This is a genomic window from Paractinoplanes ovalisporus (assembly GCF_016834655.1).
Taxonomy (GTDB): domain Bacteria; phylum Actinomycetota; class Actinomycetes; order Mycobacteriales; family Micromonosporaceae; genus Actinoplanes; species Actinoplanes ovalisporus.
In genome coordinates this window covers 195,435-219,184 of sequence record NZ_JAENHP010000013.1, presented here as the reverse complement: position 1 = coordinate 219,184, position 23,750 = coordinate 195,435, and the positions used below count along the sequence as shown (strand labels likewise).

General features: G+C 72.9%; 17 protein-coding genes and 1 pseudogene. 8 read left to right on the top strand and 10 right to left on the bottom strand.

All coding sequences use genetic code 11. From position 1 onward, the window contains the following. Positions 1-38 precede the first annotated feature (38 nt). The 5 genes from JIG36_RS32245 to JIG36_RS32225 all read right to left on the bottom strand — a co-directional run bounded on the left by JIG36_RS32245 (position 39) and on the right by JIG36_RS32225 (position 5,270). A complete protein-coding gene (locus tag JIG36_RS32245) occupies positions 39-1,511 on the bottom strand; it encodes a methyl-accepting chemotaxis protein (RefSeq protein WP_236048580.1) in 1,473 nt (490 codons plus the stop codon). Then, the gene (locus tag JIG36_RS32240) at positions 1,508-2,062 is read right to left on the bottom strand and encodes a chemotaxis protein CheW (RefSeq protein ID WP_203380175.1); all 555 of its coding nucleotides are present in this window, start codon (positions 2,060-2,062) and stop codon (positions 1,508-1,510) included. The genes JIG36_RS32245 and JIG36_RS32240 overlap by 4 nt, the downstream gene beginning before the upstream one ends. Beyond that, positions 2,059-3,471, bottom strand: coding sequence for a CheR family methyltransferase (locus JIG36_RS32235; RefSeq protein ID WP_203380174.1), 1,413 nt, complete (start codon positions 3,469-3,471; stop codon positions 2,059-2,061). The genes JIG36_RS32240 and JIG36_RS32235 overlap by 4 nt, the downstream gene beginning before the upstream one ends. Beyond that, a complete protein-coding gene (locus tag JIG36_RS32230; protein ID WP_203380173.1) occupies positions 3,468-3,959 on the bottom strand; it encodes a chemotaxis protein CheW in 492 nt (163 codons plus the stop codon). Before JIG36_RS32230 ends, JIG36_RS32235 begins: the two co-directional genes overlap by 4 nt. Positions 3,960-4,046: 87 nt before the next feature. Continuing rightward, positions 4,047-5,270: an acyltransferase family protein gene (locus JIG36_RS32225; RefSeq protein ID WP_203380172.1), complete on the bottom strand. Its 1,224-nt coding sequence runs from the start codon at positions 5,268-5,270 to the stop codon at positions 4,047-4,049. Between the two features lie 288 nt (positions 5,271-5,558). Here JIG36_RS32225 and JIG36_RS32220 point away from each other — a divergent pair, with 288 nt between their 5' ends. Beyond that, the gene (locus JIG36_RS32220; protein ID WP_203380171.1) at positions 5,559-6,581 is read left to right on the top strand and encodes a CAP domain-containing protein; all 1,023 of its coding nucleotides are present in this window, start codon (positions 5,559-5,561) and stop codon (positions 6,579-6,581) included. A gap of 357 nt (positions 6,582-6,938) precedes the next feature. Here JIG36_RS32220 and JIG36_RS32215 read toward each other — a convergent pair whose 3' ends face one another. After that, a complete protein-coding gene (locus JIG36_RS32215; protein ID WP_203380170.1) occupies positions 6,939-7,283 on the bottom strand; it encodes a hypothetical protein in 345 nt (114 codons plus the stop codon). Next, positions 7,280-7,555, bottom strand: a complete 276-nt coding sequence (locus JIG36_RS32210; RefSeq protein ID WP_203380169.1) for a hypothetical protein — start codon at positions 7,553-7,555, stop codon at positions 7,280-7,282. Before JIG36_RS32210 ends, JIG36_RS32215 begins: the two co-directional genes overlap by 4 nt. A gap of 225 nt (positions 7,556-7,780) precedes the next feature. On the opposite strand from JIG36_RS32210, the gene JIG36_RS32205 reads away from it, so the two are divergent. Continuing rightward, positions 7,781-8,485 (top strand): L,D-transpeptidase family protein, encoded by a 705-nt coding sequence (locus JIG36_RS32205; RefSeq protein WP_236048621.1) that lies wholly within the window; start codon positions 7,781-7,783, stop codon positions 8,483-8,485. Positions 8,486-8,509: 24 nt separating this feature from the next. On the opposite strand, the gene JIG36_RS32200 is transcribed toward JIG36_RS32205, so the two are convergent. Then, positions 8,510-8,689, bottom strand: coding sequence for a hypothetical protein (locus tag JIG36_RS32200; protein ID WP_203380167.1), 180 nt, complete (start codon positions 8,687-8,689; stop codon positions 8,510-8,512). 89 nt (positions 8,690-8,778) lie between these two features. Here JIG36_RS32200 and JIG36_RS54305 point away from each other — a divergent pair, with 89 nt between their 5' ends. The 3 genes and pseudogenes from JIG36_RS54305 (at position 8,779) to JIG36_RS32185 (ending at position 11,956) form a co-directional block, all read left to right on the top strand. Continuing rightward, entirely contained in the window at positions 8,779-10,104 is a 1,326-nt protein-coding gene (locus JIG36_RS54305; RefSeq protein WP_203380166.1) for an efflux RND transporter periplasmic adaptor subunit, read from the top strand. After that, a pseudogene (locus JIG36_RS32190) lies at positions 10,101-10,769 on the top strand (ABC transporter ATP-binding protein); the annotation flags it as partial. The gene JIG36_RS54305 and the pseudogene JIG36_RS32190, both read left to right, overlap by 4 nt. A gap of 2 nt (positions 10,770-10,771) precedes the next feature. After that, the gene (locus tag JIG36_RS32185) at positions 10,772-11,956 is read left to right on the top strand and encodes an ABC transporter permease (RefSeq protein WP_203380164.1); all 1,185 of its coding nucleotides are present in this window, start codon (positions 10,772-10,774) and stop codon (positions 11,954-11,956) included. 193 nt (positions 11,957-12,149) lie between these two features. On the opposite strand, the gene JIG36_RS32180 is transcribed toward JIG36_RS32185, so the two are convergent. Further along, positions 12,150-12,569, bottom strand: coding sequence for a MarR family winged helix-turn-helix transcriptional regulator (locus JIG36_RS32180; RefSeq protein ID WP_203380163.1), 420 nt, complete (start codon positions 12,567-12,569; stop codon positions 12,150-12,152). 82 nt (positions 12,570-12,651) lie between these two features. Here JIG36_RS32180 and JIG36_RS32175 point away from each other — a divergent pair, with 82 nt between their 5' ends. Both JIG36_RS32175 and JIG36_RS32170 read left to right on the top strand, forming a co-directional pair. Then, positions 12,652-13,434: an SDR family NAD(P)-dependent oxidoreductase gene (locus JIG36_RS32175; RefSeq protein WP_203380162.1), complete on the top strand. Its 783-nt coding sequence runs from the start codon at positions 12,652-12,654 to the stop codon at positions 13,432-13,434. 84 nt (positions 13,435-13,518) lie between these two features. Beyond that, entirely contained in the window at positions 13,519-14,562 is a 1,044-nt protein-coding gene (locus JIG36_RS32170; protein WP_203380161.1) for a GGDEF domain-containing protein, read from the top strand. 127 nt (positions 14,563-14,689) lie between these two features. On the opposite strand, the gene JIG36_RS32165 is transcribed toward JIG36_RS32170, so the two are convergent. After that, entirely contained in the window at positions 14,690-22,078 is a 7,389-nt protein-coding gene (locus tag JIG36_RS32165) for a hypothetical protein (protein ID WP_203380160.1), read from the bottom strand. An 862-nt stretch (positions 22,079-22,940) separates the two neighbouring features. Between JIG36_RS32165 and JIG36_RS32160 the strand changes: the two genes are divergently transcribed. Next, the gene (locus JIG36_RS32160; protein ID WP_203380159.1) at positions 22,941-23,732 is read left to right on the top strand and encodes a pirin family protein; all 792 of its coding nucleotides are present in this window, start codon (positions 22,941-22,943) and stop codon (positions 23,730-23,732) included. Positions 23,733-23,750: the final 18 nt, after the last annotated feature.

The following is a 23,750-nucleotide window of genomic DNA, read 5'->3' as shown; positions in this document are numbered from 1 at the left end:
TCCGGGGCCGGGAGGGCAGGACCATGTGGGCTCGGCCATCAGTGACGTCCGGTGCCGACCAGGTCCAGCAGCTCGCCGGAGAGCGTGGAGAGATGCGCGGCGGTCTGCTTGGTCTGCACGGCGCTGGACTCGGTCTCGCGGGTGACCCGGGCCGTGTCCGAGGCGGCGACGTTGACCTGCTCGACGGCGGTGGTCTGCTGTTTCGTGGAGAGCTCGATCTCGCGGGTGGCGTCGCTGGTGGTGGAGACCAGGTCGGCGATCCGGCGGAACGAGCTGGTCGCCTCGTCGAACTTGCGCGACCCGGAGTCGACCGCCTTGGCGCCGATCTCGGTCGCCATCACGGTGGTGTTCACCGCGCCCCGGACGTCCTCGATCAGCGCCCGGATCTCCTTGGCCGACCCGGCCGTGCGGTCGGCCAGCTTGCGGATCTCCTCGGCGACCACCGCGAACCGGCGCCCCCACTCCCCGGCGCCGCTGGCCTCGATGGTCGCGTTGATGGCCAGGATGTTGGTCTGCTCGGCCAGCTCCGACACCAGGTCGACGACGCCGCCGATCTGCTGCGACTTCTCGCCCAGGGCGAGCATGTGCTGCACGATCTGGTCGACCTGGGTGCGGATGGCGGCGATCGAGGCGCGGGTCTGGTCGATGGTGGCGTCGCCGTTGCGGGCCGCGTCGGCCGTCTCCTCCGCGATCTTGGAGACCCGCTGGGCGCTGTCCGAGATCTGCCGTGAGGTGATCAGCAGCTCGCTGATCGTCGTGGTGATCTCGTTCATCGCGCTGGCCTGGTCGCGCCCGCCCGAGGCCTGCTGCGCGGCGGCCGCCTCGAGCTGGGCCGACGAGCTCTGGATGTGCCCGACCGCGGCGCCCACCTCGCGGCGCAGGTCGCGGCTCAGCTTCCAGGCGACCAGGGCCGCGGCCAGGATCAGCACCATGCCGATCGCGATGATGAAGACCATCGCCTCCACGGCTCGCTGGGACGCCGCGTCGCTGCGGCTGTCGACGACCGTGGTCTGCCGGGCGATCAGGTCCGCGATCGCCTTCTGCACCGTGATCCGGGCCGCCTTGACCTCTTCGTTGCCGGAGAGCTGGTTGACGTTGACCAGGCTGGTCAGCTTCGCGCGCTGCTCCATCACCGGCGCCAGGATCGCGGCGTGCTTGGCCTCGGCCTCGGCGACCGCCTCGAGCCGCTCCTTCGAGCCCGGATCCGTGATCGACGCCCGCAGCCGGTCGACCTCGTCGAGGAACCGGGTCCGGTCCTGGGTGGTCGCGTCGAGGTATTCGTCGCTGCCGTTGAGCAGGTAGCCGCGGTAGTCGGCGATGCGCGACTCCATCGCCGCGCTCAGCGCCTCCGACCCGACCAGGTTGACCCGGGCCGAGGTGATCACGCCGTCCTTCGTGGTCAGCACGTAGCGCAGGGCCAGCACCGAGGTGGCGGTCATGATCAGGGTCAGCGCCAGGGTCAGGCCGAAGCCGGCGGCCAGCTTGTTGCCGAAGGTGCGTCCGGCCATCATGGTGCGTTCCCCTCGTCGGTGGCTTGGGTGTGGCCGGCCAGGGCGTGCACCATGGCACGGGTGGCCGGGATGTCGATGATCGGGCGGCTCCCGCCGGGCAGGTCGACGAGCCCGCGCAGGCTGCCCCGCCGCCCGTCGCCGGCTTCGTCGCCCGACTCCCGGATGATGTCCGAAGTGGCCGCCCGCACGTGGCCGTCGAGCTCGTGGAAGGCCAGGCCGAGCTGCGGCGTGCCGGCCGCGAGCACGAGCCAGCGCGGCACCTCGTCCACCGGGTGCCCGAGCAGTGCGGCCAGGTCATAGACGGGGACCACGGCACCGGCGAACCCGGCCAGGCCGAGCAGGGCCGGCTGCGGTCCGGGCAGCTGCGTGACCGGGCGGTCCGGGTGCACGCCGGAGGTCTGGGAGAGCCGGATCGCGTACGGGCGTCCGCCGGCCCGGATCGTCAGGAGCTCGAGGTGTTCCTCGTCGTGGCTGCGCGCCGGTTCGGCGAAGGACTGGTCGAAGTCCTCGCGCAGGTCCCGCAGACGCCGGCTGACCGTTCCCGAGCTCACCGGCGCACCCCGCAGGCGTCGAGTTCGGACCGGCACACCACCGTCAGGGCGATGCGGCCGAACCCGCCGCCGAACAGGGTGATCCGCTGTTCGTCCTCCTGGCTGAGCAGGTCCAGCGCGCGCTCCAGCTCGCCCGCCGCGGTGCGGTCGTCGCCCTGCCGCCGGGCGAGCTGCCCCAGCCGCATCCGGGGCAGGGCGAAGGACGGGTCCAGGTACGCGGCCAGGCGGTACTGCCCGATCGCCTCGGCCACCGCCGAACCGTCCTCGAGACACAGCCCGAGCAGCTGGTGGGCGTCCGGGTTGAGCCCGTTCTCGTCGCTCAGCTTGCGGGCCAGCACGATCGCCTCGTCGAGCCGTCCCGACTGGGCCAGCAGCACACCGTGCAGCAGCCGTTCCCGGGGCGGCAGGGGTTCCGGGTGGGGCGAGGTGATCAGGTCCAGGGCCGCGCGGAACTGTTCCTGGCGCAGCAGGTCGAGGGCGCGGTTGTAGGTGTTGTCGTCGATGGCCGCGGTCGGCGGGGCGGCCGGGGCCGCTCGGGGAGCGGCGACCGGTTCCGTCTGCGTCTGGGCCGGGGCGGTCCGCCGTACGGGACCTCCGGTCCGCCGGTAGAAGAAGGTGTGGTGGCTGTGCCGGAGCTCCAGCCCGGCGGGCGCGCTGCCGAGCGAGTCGGTGTGGCCGAGGAAGAGGTAGCCACCCGGCACCAGGGCGTTCGTCATCCGCTGGACCAGCGACGACACCACGTCCGGGGTGAGGTACATCAGCAGGTTGCGGCAGAAGATGATGTCGTACTGCTCGGGCTGCCACAGCACCGGGTCGGGTTCGGCCACGTTGGTCCGCTGGAACCGCACCAGCCGGCGGATGTCGTCGACCACCTTGTAACCGCCGTCGGCCGACCGGAACCAGCGCCGCCGGATGTCGTCCGGCGTCTCCCGCAGCGACCAGGTCGAGTAGGACGCCTTCTCGGCCCGGCGCAGCACGGCCGGGTTGGCGTCGACGCCGACGACGTTGATCAGCCAGTCCGGGTCGAGGCGGGTCTGCCGCGCCGCGATCGCCAGCGAGTAGGCCTCCTCGCCGGAGGAACAGGCGACCGAGAGCAGCCGCAGGGTCCGCTGGGCCGAGCGGGCGTTGGCCCGGTCGGGCAGAGCCTCGTTGCGCAGGGCGGCGAACTGCTCGCCGTGCCGGAAGAAGTACGTCTCGGTGATGCTGATCCGCTCGATCAGCTCGTTGACCTCAGCCTCCCACGGCCGCGCGCCGAGCCGGTCGAGATAGTCGCCCCGGCTCATCCCGTGCTGGGCGGCCCGATCGCGCAGCAGGTCGGACAGCGGCCGGGCGTCGTTGTCGGCGAACGTCCACCCGAGCCGCCGGGCGAGCAGGTCCCGGAAGCGTGCGGTCTCGCCGGCGGAGCTCACGACGGGGTGCCCGCGGCGGCGGCCGCTTCCCAGACCTCGTCGGGCACGGCCCGCATGCTCTGCAACAGCAGCAACGGTTCGGCGCCGAGGGTGCCGACCCCGGCCACCAGCCGGGTGCTGCCCCCGCCGAGCAGCGCCGGGTGCCCACCCGTGGCGTCGGCCTCGACGTTGCGCATGCCGAGGATCTCACCGGTGGCCAGGGCGATCGCCCCGCGCTCGGTCCGGACGGCGAGGTAGCGCTCGGGCTCGGCCGTTCCGCCCCCGAGCAGCCGGGACACGTCGATCACGGGAGTGGGCACACCGCGCAGCACGGTGATGCCCCGGACGAACGGGGGCGTGCCGGCCAGCGCCCGCGTCTCCAGCGGTCGCATCGTCTCGATGATCTCGTCCAGCCGCAGCGCGCAGAGCAGCGGTCCGGCCCGGAAAACGAGCGACTCCACCCCGGCGCCCTCGTCGAGGTGCGCGGGCGCATGTCCGTACTGCCGCATTCGCTCAGGTTAGCGAGACTTCATCCCGGATAGCCGAGATTCCTTCACAACGGCTCCCGCTCGGGCCGCGTCCCCGTTCGTCGGCGGCTACCGCTCGGGCCGGTCCCCGTCCTCCAGCGGCTCCGCCCGGCGGCCGGCTATGGGCAGCCCCGGGTCGTCCCGCGGTGTCGGCGGCCAGTTGGCGGGGGCCCGGGTCATCGCGGCGGCGGCACTGGACCGGTGATGGGCGGCGGTCACCGGGAACTCCGGCTGCTCCTGGGGCTCGGGTGCCGCGTGGGGCGGGCGGGTGTCCGGCCAGATCCGCAGGCGGCGCCGCGCACCCAGGTCCTCGGCCCAGCCGAACGCGAGCATCGCCAGCAGCGTCAGCACGAACGCCGCGACCAGGTCGGTCACCGCGCCCAGGCGGTCGCCCAGGTCGTCCAGCGCGAGCACGGTCAGCACCGGCCACACCGCCGCGATCGCGATGTTGTGCCACAGATAGATCGTCACGGCCCGCGCGTTGACCACGGTGACCGCCTTGTCGAGCGGCTTGACCCGTTCCAGCCAGCCCATGGCCGGCTGCCAGCGCAGCACGATCAGCACGAACGCGAGCGACCACAGCGCCTGCGACTCGGAGATGTCGTTGAGGTCCCAGCTGCCTTCGCCGTGCGCCCAGTAGAGCGCGGCCGCGGCCATGACCAGCGCCACCGGGTAGGCCAGCCACGGCTTGAGCCGCTGGAGCCGGCCGTCGTGGTGCGCGAAACCGGCGACCCAGCACGCGCCGTACGTGACGAAGTCCCACAGCGCGGCATCGGCGGTCTCGGGCAGCTCGAACCCGGTGAGATCGAGCGCGGCCAGCATCAGCAGCGGCAGCGCGACGGTGGCCCAGCCGATCCGCTTCCAGAGCGCGAACAGCGCCGGGGAGAGCAGCACGAACCAGACGTACGCCCGGATGTACCAGAGCGGCTCCCAGACGTCGATGGCCTGGTCGCTGCCCGGGGGGTCGCCGATCGGGAAGATCCAGAACAGCAGTCCGGGCAGGCTGAACGGGTGGTCCCCGTCGCTCTCGCGCGCCCAGCCCGCGACCAGCATGACCGGCACGGCGATCAGACCCAGCAGCCACAGCGGGGGCAGCAGGCGGCGCAGCCGCGAGGTGATCACCTTTCCGGCGTCCCGCTTGGACAGCGACGCCGCGGTCAGCGAGCCGGCCAGGGCGAACATGACACCCATGGCGGGCAGCACGATCGACAGCCAGGGCCATCCGAAGAGGTGGTAGACGATCACCCGGACGATCGCGGCGGCACGGAGCAGATCCAGGTAGCGATTGCGCACCGCGACGAGAGTGCCAGCCCGCCCCTCGGGCCGGGACCTCCGTGCGGTCGGGGAAGACAACACCGCAGGCTTACCCCGTACGCATGAACTGTCCGGTTTGTCTGTGCGAGTGTGCGACGTCCGTGCCTCTGTTTTCCCAGCTCGCGGACCTGTTCGCGGAGACGTCGGCCGGTATTGGTGGTGACGGGTGTCCCGCCCCGAAGTGACCTTGGCCGGGTTGTGACGTTGACCCCCGACGTGGGCGGTCCGGAACGGCCGGGCCCGGGGATCGATGGGGATTACGGGGTTATGCGGAAACCACTCGTGGTGGTCTGTGCGGCGGCTTCGGCGCTCTTGCTCGCGGGCGGCGTCGCGGCGACGTCGGCCAGCGCCGACGAGCGGCCGGGCTGGAGCGACTTCTTCTGGCCGAGCCTGTTCGGATCGGACTCGTCGCCGGACGGCTTCCCGGGCGGCTCCCGGGACACCGCGGCCGACCCGTTCGCCGACCGGGGCGCGCCCGAGCGGCCGACCTTGGACGACCCGGCGGCGGACGACAGCGACGACGCCGGTTCCGCCTCCCGCCCGAACCGCGCCCGCCCCGACGGTGACGCGGCTCCCGACGCTCCCGACGCCGACGACGCTGCGGGGGCTGACGGTGCCTCGGGTGCCGACGATGCTCCCGGTGGCGACGCTGCTTCCGGTGCTGATGCTGCTTCCGACGCTGATGCTGCTTCCGGTGCAGACGCTGATTCCGGCACCGACACGCGCGGGTCCGGGGGGCGGTCGCGTCAGCAGGCCGACGCCCACCGCCAGGCCGCCCGCCCGCATGGGGCCGCCCAGCAGCCCGGCTTCTCGGCCCAGCGCCAGCCCGCGGCCAACTCCGGTGTGATGGCCGGCGCCCGCCAGGCCGTCACGTCCCGCGACGTCTCGGCCAGCCCCGGCGCGCCGGTGCAGCAGCGCGTGCTCGGCCTGATCAACCAGAACCGCCGCCGCGGTGGTTGCCACTCGCTCACCCTGGACCGCCGCCTGATCGAGGCGGCCAACGACCACGCGGCCGACATGGCCCGCCGCGACTACTTCGACCACCAGTCCCCGAACGGCGACAGCGCCGGCGACCGGGTCAGCGAGGCCGGTTACCGCTGGAAGCGCTACGGCGAGAACATCGCCCGCGGCGCCGACAGCGCGTACGAGGTCGTCAACGGCTGGATGAACAGCCCCACCCACCGTCGCAACATCCTCGACTGCCGCCTGCACCAGATGGGCATCGGCCTGGCCATCTCGGGCGACCGCACCCCGTACTGGGTGCAGGACTTCGCCACCCCCGACGCGTAACCCACCCGTCGCCCGGACGCCCGTCGCACTCGCGGCGGGCGTCCGACGTATGCGGTGCCCGCTTGCGGCGGCCTTGCGCGGGCGGACTTCAGTGGCACGGGTCGGTGGCGCGGCTACTTGCGGCGCCGGCTCCCGCGCGAGCGAATTTCAGTGGGGTGGGTCGGCGGCGTGGCTACCTGCGACGCCGGTCTCCGCACGGGCGAATCTCCGTGGGGTGGGTCGGCGGCGCGGCTACTTGCGGCGGTTGGCGGCGATGACCGCGACCATCGTGCCGACGATCATCAGCACGACGATGAGACAGACCAGCAAGTGCCACGGCTTGAGAGCGCCCATGACCGGGGACCCTACCGGTCGCCGTCAAGCGACGTGACGGGCCGGGCGCAGCAGGGTCAGGGCCCGCAGGGCCTCGGCGCGGGAGATCGGCTGGTCGTCGTCGGCCTGGACGGCCAGCGCCATCTCGATGGCCTGGCGGATCCAGGCGGTCTTGGGCACCTCGGCCGCCTGGGCGGCGGACGCCACGGCCTGGTCGAGTTCGATCGGCAGGCGCAGCGAGCGCACGACCATGACCGAGGAACCGGCGGCGGGCAGGGAGTCGAGCAGGGCCTGCTCGTCCTGCGGCTCGGGCGGGGGCTCGAAGGCGAGCCCCGTCATGAAGGCGGCGAGTTGTTCGGGCGTCTGCGGCACCGCGTCGTCGTGACTCATCGGTTCTCCTCCCACCTGCTGAACTCCACCAGCTCGGCATCCGTCATGTCGCGCGCACCGATGATTTTCCAAGTGTGACCGGCCGTGTGGTAGACCGCCACGATCAGTGGCCGGCTCGTCGCGGTGCGGCTCCAGACAGTCAGAACGGGCACTCCGGTGTCGCTGACCGCCCGCCGTGGCCACCGCCGGCGAGCTTCCAGCGCCTGCCGCACCTCACGGGGCTCGATGCCGAGCAGAGCGGCCAGGGCCCACTCTTCCCATTCGTACGGCACCTCCCCAGCGTACTACGTGCGTATTACCTACGGCGTACGGGCAAATCGTGATCAATAAGCCTCAACCCGCGGTTGCGGTCGTCGATGTGGCCTACCGGTTTCGCGCCACGCTCCCGCCGTGGGAGTTGTGTGCGGCTTCGCTGTGCTTCTATGTGCGCACACGTTTCCTGGGGAGGAACCACAGTGAGAGTGAGACGGGTTGGCGCCCGCCTCACCGGGGCCGTTCTGGCGGCCCTGGTCGGCGGCGGTCTCGGTGCGGTGGCGCTGTCACCGGCCGGCGCCGGTGCGGCGGTCGGGGCGCCGGTGACCACGACGGTGACCAAGGCCGCGGCCGCGGGCTGCGCGACGGGCAAATATCAGAAGCAGGTCGAGTGGTGGCTCCACAAGCTCGGCGGCTTCGGCAAGACGACCGTGGACGGCAAGCAGTCCGCCGCCGACTGCGCGGCGATCAAGAAGTTCCAGCAGCGGTACGGCATCCAGCCCGCTCAGGGTCTGGCCGGTCCGACCACCTACGACGTCGCCAGCCGGCTCGGCCGCACCAAGGTCGAGGCGTGCAAGGCGAAGAAGTCCGGCACCACGTTCTGCGTGAACCTGACCGAGCAGACGGCCTGGATCATGAAGAACGGCAAGCGGCTCACGAACCCGACCGTTGTCCGTACGGGCATGAAGGGTTACCGCACGCCGGCCGGCACCTTCTCGATCAACAAGCGCACGAAGAAGGAGTGGTCCGACCCGTACGAGGTCTGGCTGCCCTTCTGGCAGCGCTTCAAGGGCGGGATGGGCTTCCACCAGACCACCACCTACATCCACGACAAGTGGCGGGGTTCGCACGGCTGCGTCAACCTGCTCAAGCAGGACGCGCAGACGTACTACTCGGTCGGCAGGATCGGCATGACGGTCAAGGTCATCGGACGCCGTCCGGGCACGTAAAGAGCAGTCGATGAAGGCGGGTCGCTAAGCAGCGGCCCGCCTTTGCGCGTGCGTGGTCAGGATCTCGTGACGCGGGACCAGGCGCTCGCCGCCGGCCGAGGTGATCACCCGCAGCCCCTCGCGGCCCAGCGTGTAGCGCACATCGATGAACCGGCTCACGGTGTCGTCGTGATGCACGACCGTCAGCTCGTCGGCTCTCAGCATTACTCACGTCCTTAGTTCGTGGTGCGAGCGGTAATACGGATCCGGTCGCCCGAGGGGTTCAGAACGCGCGTCGGCATAGAGTGGCGTGCGTGCCCCGCAGACTCCCGCGCCCCGTCGTGCTCGCCGTGGCGGGGATCTTTCTCGTCTCGTCGACCGCGGCCTCCTGCAACGACGAACAGACCGACGTACGTCTCGGCGAGGCGTCCCGCGGCACGGTGGCCGAGATCGTCGAGGCGCCCGGTTCGGTGACCGCCCGGGCCGCCGCCACGGTCAGCGCCCCCTCCGCCGGCACCCTCGACGACCTGCGCGTCGAGTCGGGGCAGCGGGTCAGCAAGGGCCAGGTCGTCGCCGTGATCGACGCGCCCGACCTCGAGGCCCGGCGCCGGTCGGCCGAGCGGGCGCTCGAGCAGGCCTCCCGGGGCGGCGGCGGCTCGATCGGAGGCACGTCCGGGTTCACCTCCGTACGGCGTAAGACCGACAAGCAGGCGGCCAAGGCCTTCGACGAGGCCCGCGCGGCCGCCCAGAAGATCACCGACCCGGCACTGCGCGACGTGCTGCTCAAACAGGTCGACGCGGCCAAGCAGCAGTACGACGCCGCCTCGGCCGCCGCCGGGGCCGCCCTGCGCTCGGTGCAGCGCGGCGTGGCGTCGCTCGGGGAGGCGGTCAGCTCGCTCTCGGCCGCGCAGCGGCTCCAGGCCCAGCAGGCGTACGAGCTGGCCGACGCCGCCGTCGAAGCCCTCACCCTGCGCGCCCCGGTGGCGGGCGTGGTGCAGATGGGCGGGACGTCGAGCGGCGGCTCCCCGGCCCTGTCCGACCTGCTGGCGGGCGGATCGGCCCCGCAGACGGCCAACCTGCCGGGAGTCGACGAGGCGGTTCCGCGCGGTGCGTACGTGGCGGCCGGCACCCCGATCCTCACCGTGGTCGACGTCAGCCGGCTGGGACTGACCGCCGAGGTCGACGAGACGGATGTGCTGCTCGTCCGGGCCGGGGTGAAAGCGACCGTCGAGCTCGACGCGGCCACGGGGTCGAGCTACCAGGCCACCGTACGGGCAATCGATCTTCTGCCGACGACGTCGAGCCGCGGCGGGGTGTCGTACAAGGTGCGTCTTGATCTCGCCGGTGGCAAGGACGCGGCGGGCGGGACCGCGCCCACCCCGCGGCCCGGCATGAGCGCCGTCGTGCGGCTGCAGGTGCGGGAGGCCGACGACGCGGTCACCGTGCCCGCCTCGGCGATCATCAATGTCGACGGCAAGGACACGGTGTGGGCCGTGCGCGGCGACCGTTACGAGCGGGTGCCGGTGACGCTCGGTGTGCAGGGCGAAGACGTCGTGCAGGTCACCGGCGGGATCGACGCGGGCGCCCGGATCGCGGTGTCGGGCGCCGACGAGATCCGGCCCGGCGACCGGCCCTCATGACCGCTCCCGCCATCGTCGCGACCGACATCAGCCGCACCTACGACCTCGACGGCGTCTCGGTGCCCGCCCTGCGTGGGGTCTCGCTCAGCATCGAGCCGAGCGACTACGTGGCGATCGTCGGCACCTCGGGCTCGGGCAAGTCGACGCTGATGCACCTGCTGGGCGGCCTCGACCGGCCCTCGGCGGGCACGCTGCTGATCGGCGGGCGGGACGTGTCGACGCTGAACCCGGCCGAGATGGCCAAGCTGCGCAACGAGACCATCGGCTTCGTCTTCCAGTCGTTCCACCTGCTCGCGCGCACCACCGCCCGCGACAACGTGGCCCTGCCGCTGGTCTATCGCGGCATCGGCCGCCGCGAACGCCGGGAACGGGCCACCGCGATGCTCGATCGGGTCGGCCTGTCGCACCGCCTCGACCACCGCCCCAACCAGATGTCGGGCGGCGAGCAGCAGCGCGTGGCGATCGCCCGTGCCCTGGTCACCGACCCGTCGGTGCTGCTGGCCGACGAGCCCACCGGCAACCTCGACTCGACGACCGGCCAGTCCGTGCTGGGCCTGCTCGAGTCGCTGAACGCCGAGGGCGTGGCGGTGGTGCTGGTGACCCACGACCGTGAGGTGGCGGGCCGGGCGCGGCGGCAGATCGTCATGAAGGACGGCGTGATCGTCCGGTGAGACTCGCGGAAGCCTGGCGCGTCGCGCTCGACGCCCTGCGCGCCAACCGGCTGCGCAGCATGCTGACCATGCTCGGCATCATCATCGGCGTGGCCGCGGTGGTGGCGCTGGTCGGCATCGGCACCGGCACCAAGGGCCAGATCGAGCAGCAGGTCGAGGGGCTGGGTTCCAACCTGCTGCTGGTCGTGCCGGGCCGGCTCGAGGCGGGGTCGGCGCCGGCCGCGTCGACCATGGACCTGGACGACGTCGAGGCGGTCGCGCGGGTGGTCGGCGACCGCGACCGGGTGGCCGCCACCATCGCGTCGGGGGAGACGGTGCGTGCCGGCTCGCGCTCGACGTTCGCCAGCATGCAGGGCGTTCTCGAGAACACGCCCGACGTCTTCGTCCGCCGGCTCGACCGCGGAACCTACCTTTCCCGTACGGACGTGACGACCGGCCGCCGCGTGGCGGTGCTCGGCGCCGGCACGGCCACGGCCCTGTTCGGCGACCGGGATCCGATCGGCCGGCAGATCACGATCGGCGGCGTCCGGTTCCGGGTCATCGGCACCTTCGAACGGCTCGGGCAGAGCCTGGGCGTCGACCGGGACAGCGAGGTGCACGTGCCGGTGACCGCGGCCCAGCGCCTGCTCGGCACCGACCGGATCGACGGCCTGGCGATCCGCGCCCCCGACCGCGAGCGCATCAATCAGTTGTCCACCGCGGTGGTCTCGGTGCTGAGCGACCGGCATCCGGACACCGACTTCAGCGCCGTCACCCAGGAGCAGATCCTCGGCGTGCTGGGCGACATCCTGGGCGTGCTGACCGGGGTGCTGGCCGCGATCGCCGGGATCAGCCTGCTCGTCGGCGGTGTCGGCGTCTCGAACATCATGCTCGTGTCGGTGCGTGAGCGGACGAAGGAGATCGGCCTGCGCAAGGCCGTCGGCGCCCGGCCGCGCGACATCGGCGTGCAGTTCCTGCTCGAGGCCGTGCTGCTCACGACCATCGGCGGGGTGCTCGGCATGGCTCTCGGCGTCACGGCGGCGCTGCTGGTCGACCGGTTCTCGCCCGTTCCGGCCGCGATCACGTGGTGGTCGCTCGCGCTGGCGTTCGGCGTGTCCGCGTTCGTGGGCATCGTCTTCGGGGTGGTGCCGGCGCAGCGTGCCGGTCGCCTCGATCCGGTGGTCGCACTGCGTACTGAATGAGCCGGCGCTGATTCCCTGTTTCGCCGCTTCTCTTGTCCGGCCGCTTCCTTTGTCCCGTCGCCTCCCTTGTCCGGCCGCTTCCCTTGTCCCGTCGCCTCCCTTGTCCGGCCGTTCCCCTTGTCCCGTCGCTTCCTTTGCCCGGCCGTTCCCCTTGTCCCGTCGCTTCCTTTGCGACGCCGCGAGCGGGCCGTAGTCAGGCCGGGCTGAGCGCGCGGTTGAGCAGCGCGACGAGCTGCCGCAACTCGCTCGGCGAGAGCGCCGCCAGCGGGGTGCCGGCCAGGGCCGCCTCGACCACCTCGGCCCGCACCTGACGGCCCTTCGGGGTCAGCACCAGCACCCGGGAGCGGCGGTCGGCCGGGTCGACCGACCGCTCGACCAGCCCCCGGTCGACCAGCTGATTGGCCATGAAGGTCAGGTTCGGGGCGTTGCAGTGCAGGCGCTCGGCCATCACCTTCATCGAGGGCGGCGGCTCGTCCGGGTCGATCACCCACAGCGCCTGGAACGTGGCCTGGGTCAGGTTGTGGGCGGCCAGAGCCGGCCCGGTCAGGTCGACGGTCCGCATCCAGATGTCGTACGTCGCGGTGACGGCCGCGGTGAGCTCGGGTGCGGTCATGCCTGCCATCCTACTGATGTTTCGAGACTCGAAGTATCGTGCTAGCGTCAATGCTTCGAGACTCGAACTAATGGAGGACTCCATGCGGGACATCACCGCTCTCGTCACCGGCGCATCCAAGGGACTCGGACGGGCGTACGCGCTGGAACTCGCCCGCCGCGGAGCTCGGGTGATCCTTCTGGCCCGCTCGGGAAGCGATCTAGAAGAGCTGGCCGCGACCATGCAGAACGCCGTCGTCATCACCGGCGACCTGACCGCCCGCGGCGGCCCCGAGCGGATCCTGCGCGAGCTGTCCGACCGCGGCCTGGTCGTCGACCTGCTGATCAACAACGCCGGCATGGGCAGTGCGGGCCCGTTCCTCCAGCGCCCGCTCGAACCGCAGCTGCGCTCGGTCGACCTCAACATCAGCGGCCTGCTCACGCTCACCCACGCGCTAGGAGCCGAGATGGTGGCCCGCGGCGCCGGCGGCATCATCAACGTCTCGTCCACCGCGGCCTTCCTGCCCCTGCCGTACCAGGCCAGCTACGCCGCGACCAAGGCGTTCGTGCTCTCCTTCAGCGAGGCGCTGGCCGAGGAACTGCGCGGAACCGGCGTCCACGTCATGGCCGCACACCCGGGCGCCATCGCCACCGGCTTCTTCGACGGCACCACGGCCACCATCGACCCCGGCGCCGACACCCCCGAGACCGTCGCCGCCCAGACCCTCGACGACTACGCTCGCCGGCGTCCCGTCTCCTACCCGGGCCGCGGCGTCAACCGCGTGATGACCTGGCCCGCACGCCTCCTACCCCGTACGGTGGTGGCCCGGGTGGCCGCAGCCTTCAACCGCCGCCAGCGCCTCCACGAGACCGTCGACGTCGCCTAGAAGCGCTCGGCTCTGCGCGGTCGTTGCCGGTCGGCGTCTCGCCGCCCCGCTCAGCTCCGCGTGCTCCTCGCCGATCGTGGGGGAGTGCGCTATCAGCTCCGCGACGAACAGGGGGCAACCCGCAGCGTCGCGTATCTGATGCTGGCCGCGGCGCCGGTCGTGTTCCTCACGGGCATCGTGCTGCCCGACGAGCACCCGGTGGCCTGGGTCCTCGCCATCTCGCTGACCGTCCTGTTCATGGGCGCCGGCGGCGCGCTCTCGATGTGGCGGCCGCGCACCCTGCCCCGGCTGTTCTGGCTGATCCTGCCGTTCGTGGCCGTCGCCACCATCGCCGGGCTGAACATCGCCTCCCGCGACGTGGCCGCCGGATCCCAGCTGTTCTACCTGTGGCCGGTGCTCTACACGGCCAACTTCCTCAGCCACCGGGTCACCGCCATGATCCTGGCGATGGTGTCGGCCGGGCACGCGTCGGTGGCGTTCCCCGTGCTCGGCCTCGCCCCGGGCCTCGCCGACTGGATCTCGGTGACGGTCGCGCTCAGCCTCACCGCGATCGTGGTGGCCTCGCTGCGGAACCGTAACGACCGGCTCCGCGCGGTGCTCGAGTCGCAGGCGCTGGCCGACCCGCTGACCGGCTTGGCCAACCGGCGCTCCTTCGACGACGAGCTGGACCGGTCGGTCACCTGGGCGCGGGAGAGCGGCGAGCCGCTGGCACTCATGACGGTCGACATCGACCACTTCAAGACCATCAACGACACATGGGGGCACGGGGTCGGTGACCAGGCCCTCCAGGTGGTGGCGGCCTGCCTGCGTACGGTGGCCCGGCGCGACCGCGACATGGTGGCGCGCCTCGGCGGCGACGAGTTCGCCGTGCTGCTGCGCACCGACCGGCTGAGCGCGCGGCGGGCGGCCGACGAGGTCCGTACGGCGTTGGTCGCGGTCGACGGTCTGCCGTGCGGCTCACCCGGGCTCAGCATCGGCATCGCGCTGGTGCCGGATCACGCCCTGACCGCGGAGGAACTGCGCGCGGCTTCGGACGCCGCCCTCTACGAGGCGAAGGAGGGCGGCCGGGGCCGTACGGCGATGGCCCACCCACCCGCACCCAGGCAGAAGGTCAGCGCGCCCGGTTGACCGGCTGCTCGGCCGACCTGCCGGCACCCCGGCGTGACTGTATGACCGGCTGGCCGGCCGACCGCCCGCGCCCCGGCGTGACTCGACAACCGGCTGCTCGGCCGACCGCCCGCGCCTCGGCAGGAGGTCAGCGCGGCTGGATGACCGGCTGCTCGGCGGTGTTCTCGTCGAGTCCTGACTTGGCCATCCCGAGGATCTCCTCCCGCGTACGCGGGTAGGGACCCCAGCCGTCCCGCAGCACATGGATGTAGACGGCCTCGAGACACACTCCGACACGCGCGGCCAGATCGGTGTCCTCCGGCGTCCCCAGCCGTACGGCCCGGGCGAAGTGATCCAGCGACTCCATGTGCCGCCCCTGGTCGAAGCAGCAACGGCCGGCGTTCTCGTGGACCACGCTGCGCAGCGTCTCCGGAACTTCGGAACCGGTCGCCTTCGCGAAGAGCCGGTCGGCCTCCTTGAAGTCGCCGCGCAGCCGCAGAATGTGCGCCAGCTCGGCCTGCGCGATCACCTCGGACTGCATGTCCCGGGCCGACTCGGCATGGGCCAGAGCAAGCCGCGCAGCCGCGGCGGCCATACCCAGCTCACCGAGCAGCCGGTACACCTCGGCCCGTACGCTCAGCAGCCCCGCCTTGGCCACGTTGTCCACTTCGTCGGCGAGCGGCCCGTCCAGCCGTTCGCCCAGCTCACGCAGCGCTTCGCGGTCGTCGACAACCTCGCGCAGCGTCCCACCGTCAAGCCGCCACCGGATGGCTTCGAGGTCAGCCGCGGACAGGGCCGGCCGCTCAACCTCCCGCTCCACCTGAGCCCGATTGCCTTCCGGCTGGTGGGCCGCCATGTGCTCATCGATCTTCGCCCGTACGGCGGTGGGGTCGAGCGTCTCATCCGTCTGCTCGCCTGCGACCGCCTGGCTCGGCTGCTCGCCTGTGACACCCCGCCCCGGGTGTTCGCCCGTGGCCGTATGGCTGGGTTGTTCGCCCGTGGCCGTACGGCTGGGTTGTTCGCCCGTGACTGTCCGGCCCTGGAAGAGCCCCGTGACGTCGAGGTCGATGACGACGCCGTCCGTCGGTGCTTCGCCCCGCTCGGCCACGGTCGACCCGGCCACGTCCGCGGCCTGGTCTGTCGCGCCGCCCGCTTCGTGCGCAAACCCTTCCGGCACGGCTCCGGAACTGCCCGGCCGCGTCGCGGTCGCTCGTTGCTGCGACGTGCCCGTAGCCCCGTTCGCGTTCTGCGACGTGGCACCCAGCTCGCCCGAGTTCGCGTCCCCGGCCTCATGCGGCGAGGGGTTGGCGTGCTCCGGCTGCGACGCGGCGCCCACTGTGGCCGCTTCCGCCGGCGGGGCGGTAACGGCGTTCCCGCCCGGCGTCGGCTCGTCCGCCTTGGCCGAGAACCACATGCCGCCGAAGTCGGTGTCGGCCGGACGCTCCGGCGCATCGGCCCCGGAAACCACAAGCCGCCCGATCGGCCGGATGTTGTGCAGAGTGCCATCCGGATCCATGTACGGCGCCGCGTGCGCCCCCAGCCGGTTCGGATCATCCGGCGCCGAGCCACCCTGCTCATCACCGTCATCCGGCCCAGCGTGCCGAGAGCCACGCGTGGCCTCCGCCGCCTCAACCGGAGAATCCACCGGCATCCGAGGCGCCGGAACCGCCCCCGGCATCTGCTGCTGCTCCTGCTGCCGCACATCAGCGCCGTCGGCCCACTGCTGAGCGTCCTCGCCAGCCGGCGCGCTGTCACCCACTCGCGGCTGCTGCGCGTCGCCGTCCGGCCATGGCTGCGGCGTGTCGCTGTCCGCCCAGTGCTGTGAGTCGTCGCCCGTCACCGAGCCGTCGGCCACTCGCAGCTGTCGTGCGTCGCCGTTCGGGCGTAACTGCGGCGTGTTGCTGTCCGCCCAGTGCTGTGAGTCGCCGTCCGTCACCGAGCCGTCGGCCACTCGCAGCTGTCGTGCGTCGCCGTCCGGGCGTGACTGCGGCGTGTCGCCGTCCATCCAGTGTTGCGAGTCGCCGCTGGTCGGCGAGCTGTCGCCCACTCGCGGCTGTCGTGCGTCGTCGTCCGGCCATGGCTGCGGCGTGTTGCTGTCCGCCCAGTGTTGCGAGTCGCCGCTGGTCGGCGAGCTGTCGCCCACTCGCGGCGGCCATGCGTCGCCCTCGGCCCGCGACCGCGGCAGGTCGTCGTCGGCCGACGGGCGTGGCTGTTGCGCGGTGTGTCCGAGCCCCGGCTGCTCCGAGCCGGCGCTGTCGGCGGGCGGCGCGGATCGCGGCCGGAGCGGGAAGCCGATCTTCGCAGTGGCCTGAGGACCACCCGGCGGTTCCTCGCCGCCCGGCGCCAACGGCTGCGTCGGCAGGGCCGTCAGGTCCTGATCTCCGGCCGGGCTCACCTGCCGCGGAATACTCCGTCCCCGCTCGCCTCCACCAGGCGCGCTGACCGGAGCCGAGGCGAGCGAGGTAGGCCGCTCCGCCGAGGCGCCCCGATGCTGCGGCGGAGCCCACGGCGAGTCGGGCAACCCTTGAGCCGCCTGAATCCGGAACCCGGCCGGCGACTCCGGACGAACCGCGTCCACCCGCCCCGGCGCCTGCCCACTCGGCTCCTGACTGCGCAGGCTCTGCTGTCCGGGGATCGCTGCCTGCGGAGCCTGCTGCCCGGGGATCGGCGTCTGCGGAGCCTGCTGCCCGGGGATCGGCGTCTGCGGAGCCTGCTGTCCGGGCGCCGGCTGGCGGGCGGCCAGTTGCTCGGCTGCCGTACGGGGGCGCTGCGGCTCCTCGGCTTCCGTCCAGCCGGACTCCTGCTGGTCAGGAGCCTGCTGGCGAGCGGCCGGCTGTTCGTGTGTCGCTGCGCCCGGGCGTGGCGACTCGCCGGGGAAGTGCTGCCCCGGGGCGTGTTGTCCGGGTGCGTGCTGACCAGGGATGTGGCGTGCGGGCCCGTGGCCTCCGGGGGCGAAATCTCCGGATGCCTGCGGACGCGGAGCCTGCCCGGCGGCCACCGTCGGGGTCGAGGGCTGCTGCCCACGCATCTCCGGCTGGTGGTCGTCGTGCTGGTCGTGATCGTGTTTGTCGGAACCGTGGCCGAAAAGCTTGTCCACGGCGCGGCGGAAGACCCCACCGGACTTGTGGTGGGACTGTTCGTCCGGCGCATGCTGTTCCGGAGCGGGCTGCGCCGGCGCTGACTGGGCCGGGGCAGGTTGGACCGGCCCCCGCTGGACCGGCACGGACCGCTGGCCACCACGCTCGTCGCTCGGCCACGGTCCGCGTTCGGCCTGGCCGCCATGCGCGTCGCCGGGCCAAGGTCCAGGTTCGGCCTGGCCGCCATGCGCGTCGCCGGGCCACGGTCCGCGTCCGGCCTGACCATCATGCGCGTCGCCGGGCCACGGTCCGCGTTCGGCCTGGCCGCCATGCGCGTCGCCCGGCCACGGTCCACGTTCGGCCTGGCCCGGCGCGAAGCGGCCGTCACGCGACGGCTCTCCGTGAGGCTGTGCCGAAGGCGGCATCTGGCCGGGGGAGACCGGAACCGAGCCGCCAGGCGCCTGGCCGTGCACCGGCGACGCCGAGGACGGCCAGCCGTCGGCCGGAGCCTGCGGCGCGGGCGAGACCGGAGGCGCGGCGTGCGCCATCGAAGGCGGAACCGCAGCACCAGGTGGAACCGAGGCACCGGGCTGGGCCGACGTGCCGGGCGGAACAGCGGCCGCGGGCGAACCCTGCGTACCCGGTGTGCCTGGACGGCCCGCGGCACCGGGCGATACCGGCGAGGCGGGAACTCCGTGCTGCGCAGGGTGCGCACCCGGGATCACGGTCGGCGGGACCTGAGCGCCCTGCGGTGCCGACGGTGAAACCGGGGCGGCGTACGGCGGCGAGTTCGGAGCGGACTGCTGCGGAACTCCGCGTCCCGCCTCCCCCGAAACAGGGCGCATGGGAGCGCCCGGCACCGGGCCCCGCGCCGCGGGTTGTCCAGCCGGGTCCTGCGGCATGCCGCGCTGAGCATCGCCCGGGACCGGCCCGCGCGACGTCGGCGGCTGCGCGCCCGGGTTCTGCGGCATTCCATGCTGCACGTCGCCGGGGACCGCCCCACGCGACGGCGACTGGGCGCCCGGGTTTTGTTGCATACCGCGCTGCAAATCGCCGGGGACCGGTCCGCGCGTCGGCGGCTGCGCGCCCGGGCTCTGCGGCATGCCGCGCTGAGCATCGCCCGAAACGGGTCCACGGGCGGCGGGCTGCTGCACGTTCGGGTCCCGTTGCGTTCCGCGCTGATCGCCGGGGGCCTGGTCCGGGACGCCCGGTCGCTGAGGCGCGGGAGCAGCCGGAACTGGCCCGCGTGCCGCGGCCGGCGGCACGGAGACGGGCGGCTGCTGGCCGGGGCCGACCGGTCGAGGGGCAACACCCGGCTGCTGACCGCCGGGAGCGGCCGGCACTGGGCCGCGCCCAGGTGGCATGGCAACGGGCGGCTGACCCGCGCCCGGCGGGGGACCGGCCGGCGACACCGGACGGCCGAAACCGTGGCTCGGCAACGCGGCCGGAGGCGCCTCGTCCGGCACCATCGACCACGGATCGTCACCCTCGGAGAGGTAGACGTGCGCGGTACGCGGGCTACGCCGCGACCGCTGCCCGGGCGGCATCTCCAGCCGCGGATCGGTCTCCGAGAGCGACAACCTCGGGTCGGTCTGCGAAAGCGACAGGCGGGGATCAGTCTCGGACAGCGAGAGCCGCGGGTCGGTCTCGGACGGCGACCGTTCGCCCGGCCCGCGCGACGGCGGAACGTCCCCGCGCCTCGGCTGCCCCGGCACCGCGTCTCCGCGCGCAGGCTGAGAAGGCCCGGCCGTCCCACGTCCCGCGACCTGACCCGGTCCCACCGGACCTCGTGCCGCGGCCTGACCCGGACCAGCAGGCGCGTTCTGGTCGAGCGGGCCGCGTGCTGCGGCTTGTCCCGGGCCGGTGGGCGAGTGCGGGTCGGGTGCTCCGGCCTGTCCCGGATGTGCGGGTGCGTTCGGGTCGAGCGGGCCGCGTGCTCCGGCCTGCCGCGGGCGTGCGGGCGCGTTCGGGTCGAGCGGGCCGCGGGCTGCGGCCTCTCCCTGGCCCTCGGGCGTCCGTGGTGCCGGTGCGTGCGGGTCTACGGGACCGCGCGCTGCGGCCTGTCCGGGCCCCGCCGGTGTCTGCGAGCCGCGCGACCCGGGCTGCCCCGGTCCGGCGGTGGTGGGCGCCTGCGGGTCGAGCGGGCCCCGAGCTGCCGCGTGACCCGGCCCCGAGGGCGCCTGCGGAGCAGCCGGTGGCCCCTGCGGCGTGACGGCGGCACGCGCGGCCGGAGCCTGTGGCGGCACCGCGACCCGAGCGGCCGGCGCCTGCGGCTGAGCCTGGCCGGGCCCACGTGTGGGCTGCGGCGGAGTGGCCGGCTGTTGCGCTGCGGGCCGCTGAGCTGCCGGCGGCTGCTGAGGGACGGCGCGCGGAGCCGCGGCCGGCTGGCCGGCCGGGGTCGCAGGCGTCGGCGGCGGGCTGACGACCCGGGCCGCGGGGGTCGGGGCGTGCGTGCCGACGACGCGCGGCGTTGCCGGAGGCTCGGCCTTCTTGACGACCCGCGGTGCCGGCGGCGGCTCTTCCTTGCCGATGACCCGCGGCGTCGCGGGAGGCGGGGTCTTGCTGATCACGCGTGGACCGTCGCCGCCGTCGGTCTCCGGGTTCTGCGGGGCCTCCTCGAGCTCGGCCGCCGGCCGCGTCTCCCGCTCGGGCGTGCCTTCCTCGACCCAACCCTGCTCGTCCGAGGACGAGGACGACGCCGGGACCGTGGCCGGGGCTTCCTCGACCCAGCCCTGACCTCCGACCGGCACGCGGTCGTCCCAACCCTGACCATCCCACGTCTGGCGGCGGTCGCCTTCCCGCGACTCGGGCGTGGTGGGCTGGCGGCGGTCGCCCGGCCAGTTCTCGGCGGAGGCGGCGGGCGTCTGGCGGCGGTCGCCTTCCCACGTCTCGGGCGTGGTGGGCTGGCGGCGGTCGCCCGGCCAGTTCTCGGCGGAGGCGGCGGGCGCTTGGCGGCGGTCGCCTTCCCACGTCTCGGGCGTGGCGGGTTGGCGGCGGTCGCCCGGCCAGTTCTCGGCGGAGGCGGCGGGCGCTTGGCGGCGGTTGCCTTCCCAGGTCTCGGCGGGAGCGGAAGCGGCCGGCGTCTGGCGGCGGTCGTTCTCCCAGGTCTCCGCAGGCACCGAGGCCGCGGCGGGCGGCTGGCGGCGGTCGCCTTCCCACGAATCGGGTGCGGACGGCTGGCGCCGGTCGCCCTGCCACGGCTCGACAGGGGCCGAGGCGGCGGGACGGCGACGGTCGTCGACGATCTCGCCCTCGATGACCTCGCCCTCGATCGTGCGCGGGGCGTCCTCACGCGGCGGGGCCCAGCCACGCCGGTCGTCGGCCTCGCCCGGCCACGGGCGACGCTCCTCGTACCCGTCGCGACGGGGATCGCGCCGGTCGTCGTAGCCGTCGCGGCGGCCTCGCGGGTCGTAGCCGTCGCGGCGCGGGTCATAGCCGTCCCGGCGCTCGTCATAACCCTCGCGGCGAGGATCGAAGCCGTCGCGCCGGTCGTCGAACGCCGTGTACTCGTCGCGGCGGGATCCGGGACGGCGGCGATCGCGTACATCCGTACCGTCGAAAGCCTGGTCTTCCGGCCGGCCACGCTGGGGGCCCGGTTCGTCCCAGAGCATCGCGGCGCGCCCACCCGACCGTACGTTCTCGTCGGGGTAGGGCCGGCGGCGCTCGTCGTAGTCGTAGACCTCGTCGCGCGCGGGACGGCGCTGCGGACGGGAGCGCTCGTCGTCAGGGCGGCGGTACTGGTCGCGGGGCGGCGCCTCGGGCACCCGCGCGCGGCCACTGGCGGCCGGCTGCTCGGGGCGTTCCTCCTCGCGGCGCGGACGCTCCTCGGGGGCGCGCCGCGGACGATCTTCGGGACGGCGGGGACGTTCCTCGGCGCGACGCGGACGTTCGTCGGCGCGTCGGGGACGCTGCCGCCACCGGCCGGGTTGACGTTCCTCGTGCTCGGCCTGGCCGGAGTCGCTGCGGCTGACCGTCTTCACGCCGGGGTCGGGTCCATGCCCGTACGCCACCAGGTCGCGATGGTCGTACGGCTCGTCGATGTCGTCGTGCAGGTCGTACCGGTCGTCGCGCCGTGTGTACGTGGTGTCGGGCGCGTCGAAGTCGGCGCCGAGCTCGGGCCGGTTGAAGTCGACCTCGTCGAAGTCGTCACCGGCCAGGTTGGGCTGGGACGTGTCGATCGGCACGAAGTCGGGGTCGTCGAGCCAGCTCGGCCGCTGCGAGTCGAACGCGGCCTGCGGCGCACGCTGGGGCGCACCGGAGTTGCCGGTGGCACGACGCTGACGGCGCGCGGCCAGCTCGTCGACCGGGCCACCGGAATCGCGGCCGCCACGCCGGGTCGGGATGACCGGGTCGGGGGTGTCGCGGCGCTCGTACTGCCGTTCCTGAACGACGGCCGCGCTGGGCATGATGGAGTATTCGGAATACTCCTCGTCCCAGTATTCGTCGTCCTCGAAGCTCATGCGGCCGCTCCCGGGCCGTGCGGACGGGAACCACGCTTACGGCAGAAGAGAGAGCCCCCCTCGCTCCATCGCCGCATGCTCGCCCCCCGTTCGTCACGCGTGCCCGGATCGTCCCCTCCCACGCGGTGGATGTGGAAGGTTAACCACGGATTTGCGAGCTGCGCCACCACCCCCTGGAGCGCCGCCCGCGGCCTCGCCGCGGAGTCAGGACCGCCGGGCGGCCCCGGCTCGCCGCTCCGCCGGGCTTGTTTCCTCGGCGGAGAGTACGCGGGGCGGCAGCGAACAGTTCAAACGCTGTCGGCTGATGTACAGATCGTTCGATGGGCGGGACGGGCCGTCACCGTCCGTCGCAGCGTGAACTTAAGCAATTCTTAAACTCGTTCCGGCGATACGGACGAGTAACAAGGCCACCCGATCGAGCGAGGGCAGGCCGGTGGCCCGATCGTCCGGCAGTGGCGAAGCACACGCTCCCCACCAACGGATCAAGGTGCTAGGGGATGTCACGGTGGAGGAGCGCCCAGGACAGCGTGGTCCTGGGTGGAGCCAACGACACCGATCGAAAGGAGCGGAATCATGCCGCGCCTCGACCTCGGCGCCGTACGCGCCACCTGGCGGACGGCCCTGCGCCGTCTCGACGCCTGGACGCTCGAGACCCTCAACTCCCCGGCCGGCGGCCGCCGCCCCCGTCTCTGAGTGGCCGCCACCGCGTACACCTAACGCGAACGCTCACATCGTCCTGCCCCCCATGCCGGTGTGAGGTCGTGCCTGCGCGGTTGTGCCGGGAAAGGAACGGCGGCGGGGTTGCCCCCCGCCGCCGTTTCTCCGCACTGTTTTTGTCGGACCCGGGCGGTAGCTTCTTTTCATGAGCAGCTTCGAAGCAGACCCGGTGGAGCTGCTCGAGGGCGCCCCCGTCGCGCTCGGTGGCCCCCGCGGCTTCGCCGTCACCCGCACCCTGCCCAACCGCGGCCGGCGCATGGTGGGCGCGTGGTGCTTCCTCGACGCGTACGGGCCGCATGATCTCGCGACCTCCGAGGGCATGCGCGTCGGCCCCCACCCGCACACCGGTCTGCAGACGGTCACGTGGCTGCTCGCCGGCGAGGTGCTGCATCGCGACAGCCTCGGCAGTCTCCAGCTGATCCGCCCCGGCCAGCTCAACCTCATGACCGCCGGGCGCGGCATCTCCCACTCCGAAGAGACCCCGGCCGACCACACGCCGATCCTGCACGGCGTCCAGCTCTGGGTCGCCCTGCCTCACGCCGCCCGCGACATGCCACCGGTCTTCGCGCATCACGCCGACCTGCCCGTCGTCACCGAGGCCGGCCTCACCGCCACGGTCCTCATGGGCAGCTTCGCCGGCGCCACGTCCCCCGCGCAGTGCCACACCCCGCTGGTCGGCGCCGAGCTCAGCCTGGCCTCCGGCGCCGAGTCCACTTTGTCGTTGAGACCCACTTTTGAGTACGCATTTCTGGCCCTCGACGGCGCCCCCACGGTCGACGGCACCACGCTGAAACCCGGCCCGCTGCTCTACCTGGGAGCAGGCCGCGATTCCGTACGGGTGGCGACGAGCTCGCCCGCGCGCCTGCTCCTGCTCGGCGGCGAGCCGTTCGAGGAGCGCATCGTCATGTGGTGGAACTTCGTGGAGATCGGCTCTTAGACCCTGATATACACGCGG

What these genes read in the sequence shown, in the direction of transcription:
- JIG36_RS32245 (WP_236048580.1), bottom strand. Translation starts at nt 1,511, where the DNA reads ATGATGGCCGGACGCACCTTCGGCAACAAGCTGGCCGCCGGCTTCGGC.
- JIG36_RS32230 (WP_203380173.1), bottom strand. Translation starts at nt 3,959, where the DNA reads ATGCGGCAGTACGGACATGCGCCCGCGCACCTCGACGAGGGCGCCGGG.
- JIG36_RS32220 (WP_203380171.1), top strand. Translation starts at nt 5,559, where the DNA reads ATGCGGAAACCACTCGTGGTGGTCTGTGCGGCGGCTTCGGCGCTCTTG.
- JIG36_RS32215 (WP_203380170.1), bottom strand. Translation starts at nt 7,283, where the DNA reads ATGAGTCACGACGACGCGGTGCCGCAGACGCCCGAACAACTCGCCGCC.
- JIG36_RS32200 (WP_203380167.1), bottom strand. Translation starts at nt 8,689, where the DNA reads ATGCTGAGAGCCGACGAGCTGACGGTCGTGCATCACGACGACACCGTG.
- JIG36_RS32180 (WP_203380163.1), bottom strand. Translation starts at nt 12,569, where the DNA reads ATGACCGCACCCGAGCTCACCGCGGCCGTCACCGCGACGTACGACATC.
- JIG36_RS32175 (WP_203380162.1), top strand. Translation starts at nt 12,652, where the DNA reads ATGCGGGACATCACCGCTCTCGTCACCGGCGCATCCAAGGGACTCGGA.
- JIG36_RS32165 (WP_203380160.1), bottom strand. Translation starts at nt 22,078, where the DNA reads ATGAGCTTCGAGGACGACGAATACTGGGACGAGGAGTATTCCGAATAC.
- JIG36_RS32160 (WP_203380159.1), top strand. Translation starts at nt 22,941, where the DNA reads ATGAGCAGCTTCGAAGCAGACCCGGTGGAGCTGCTCGAGGGCGCCCCC.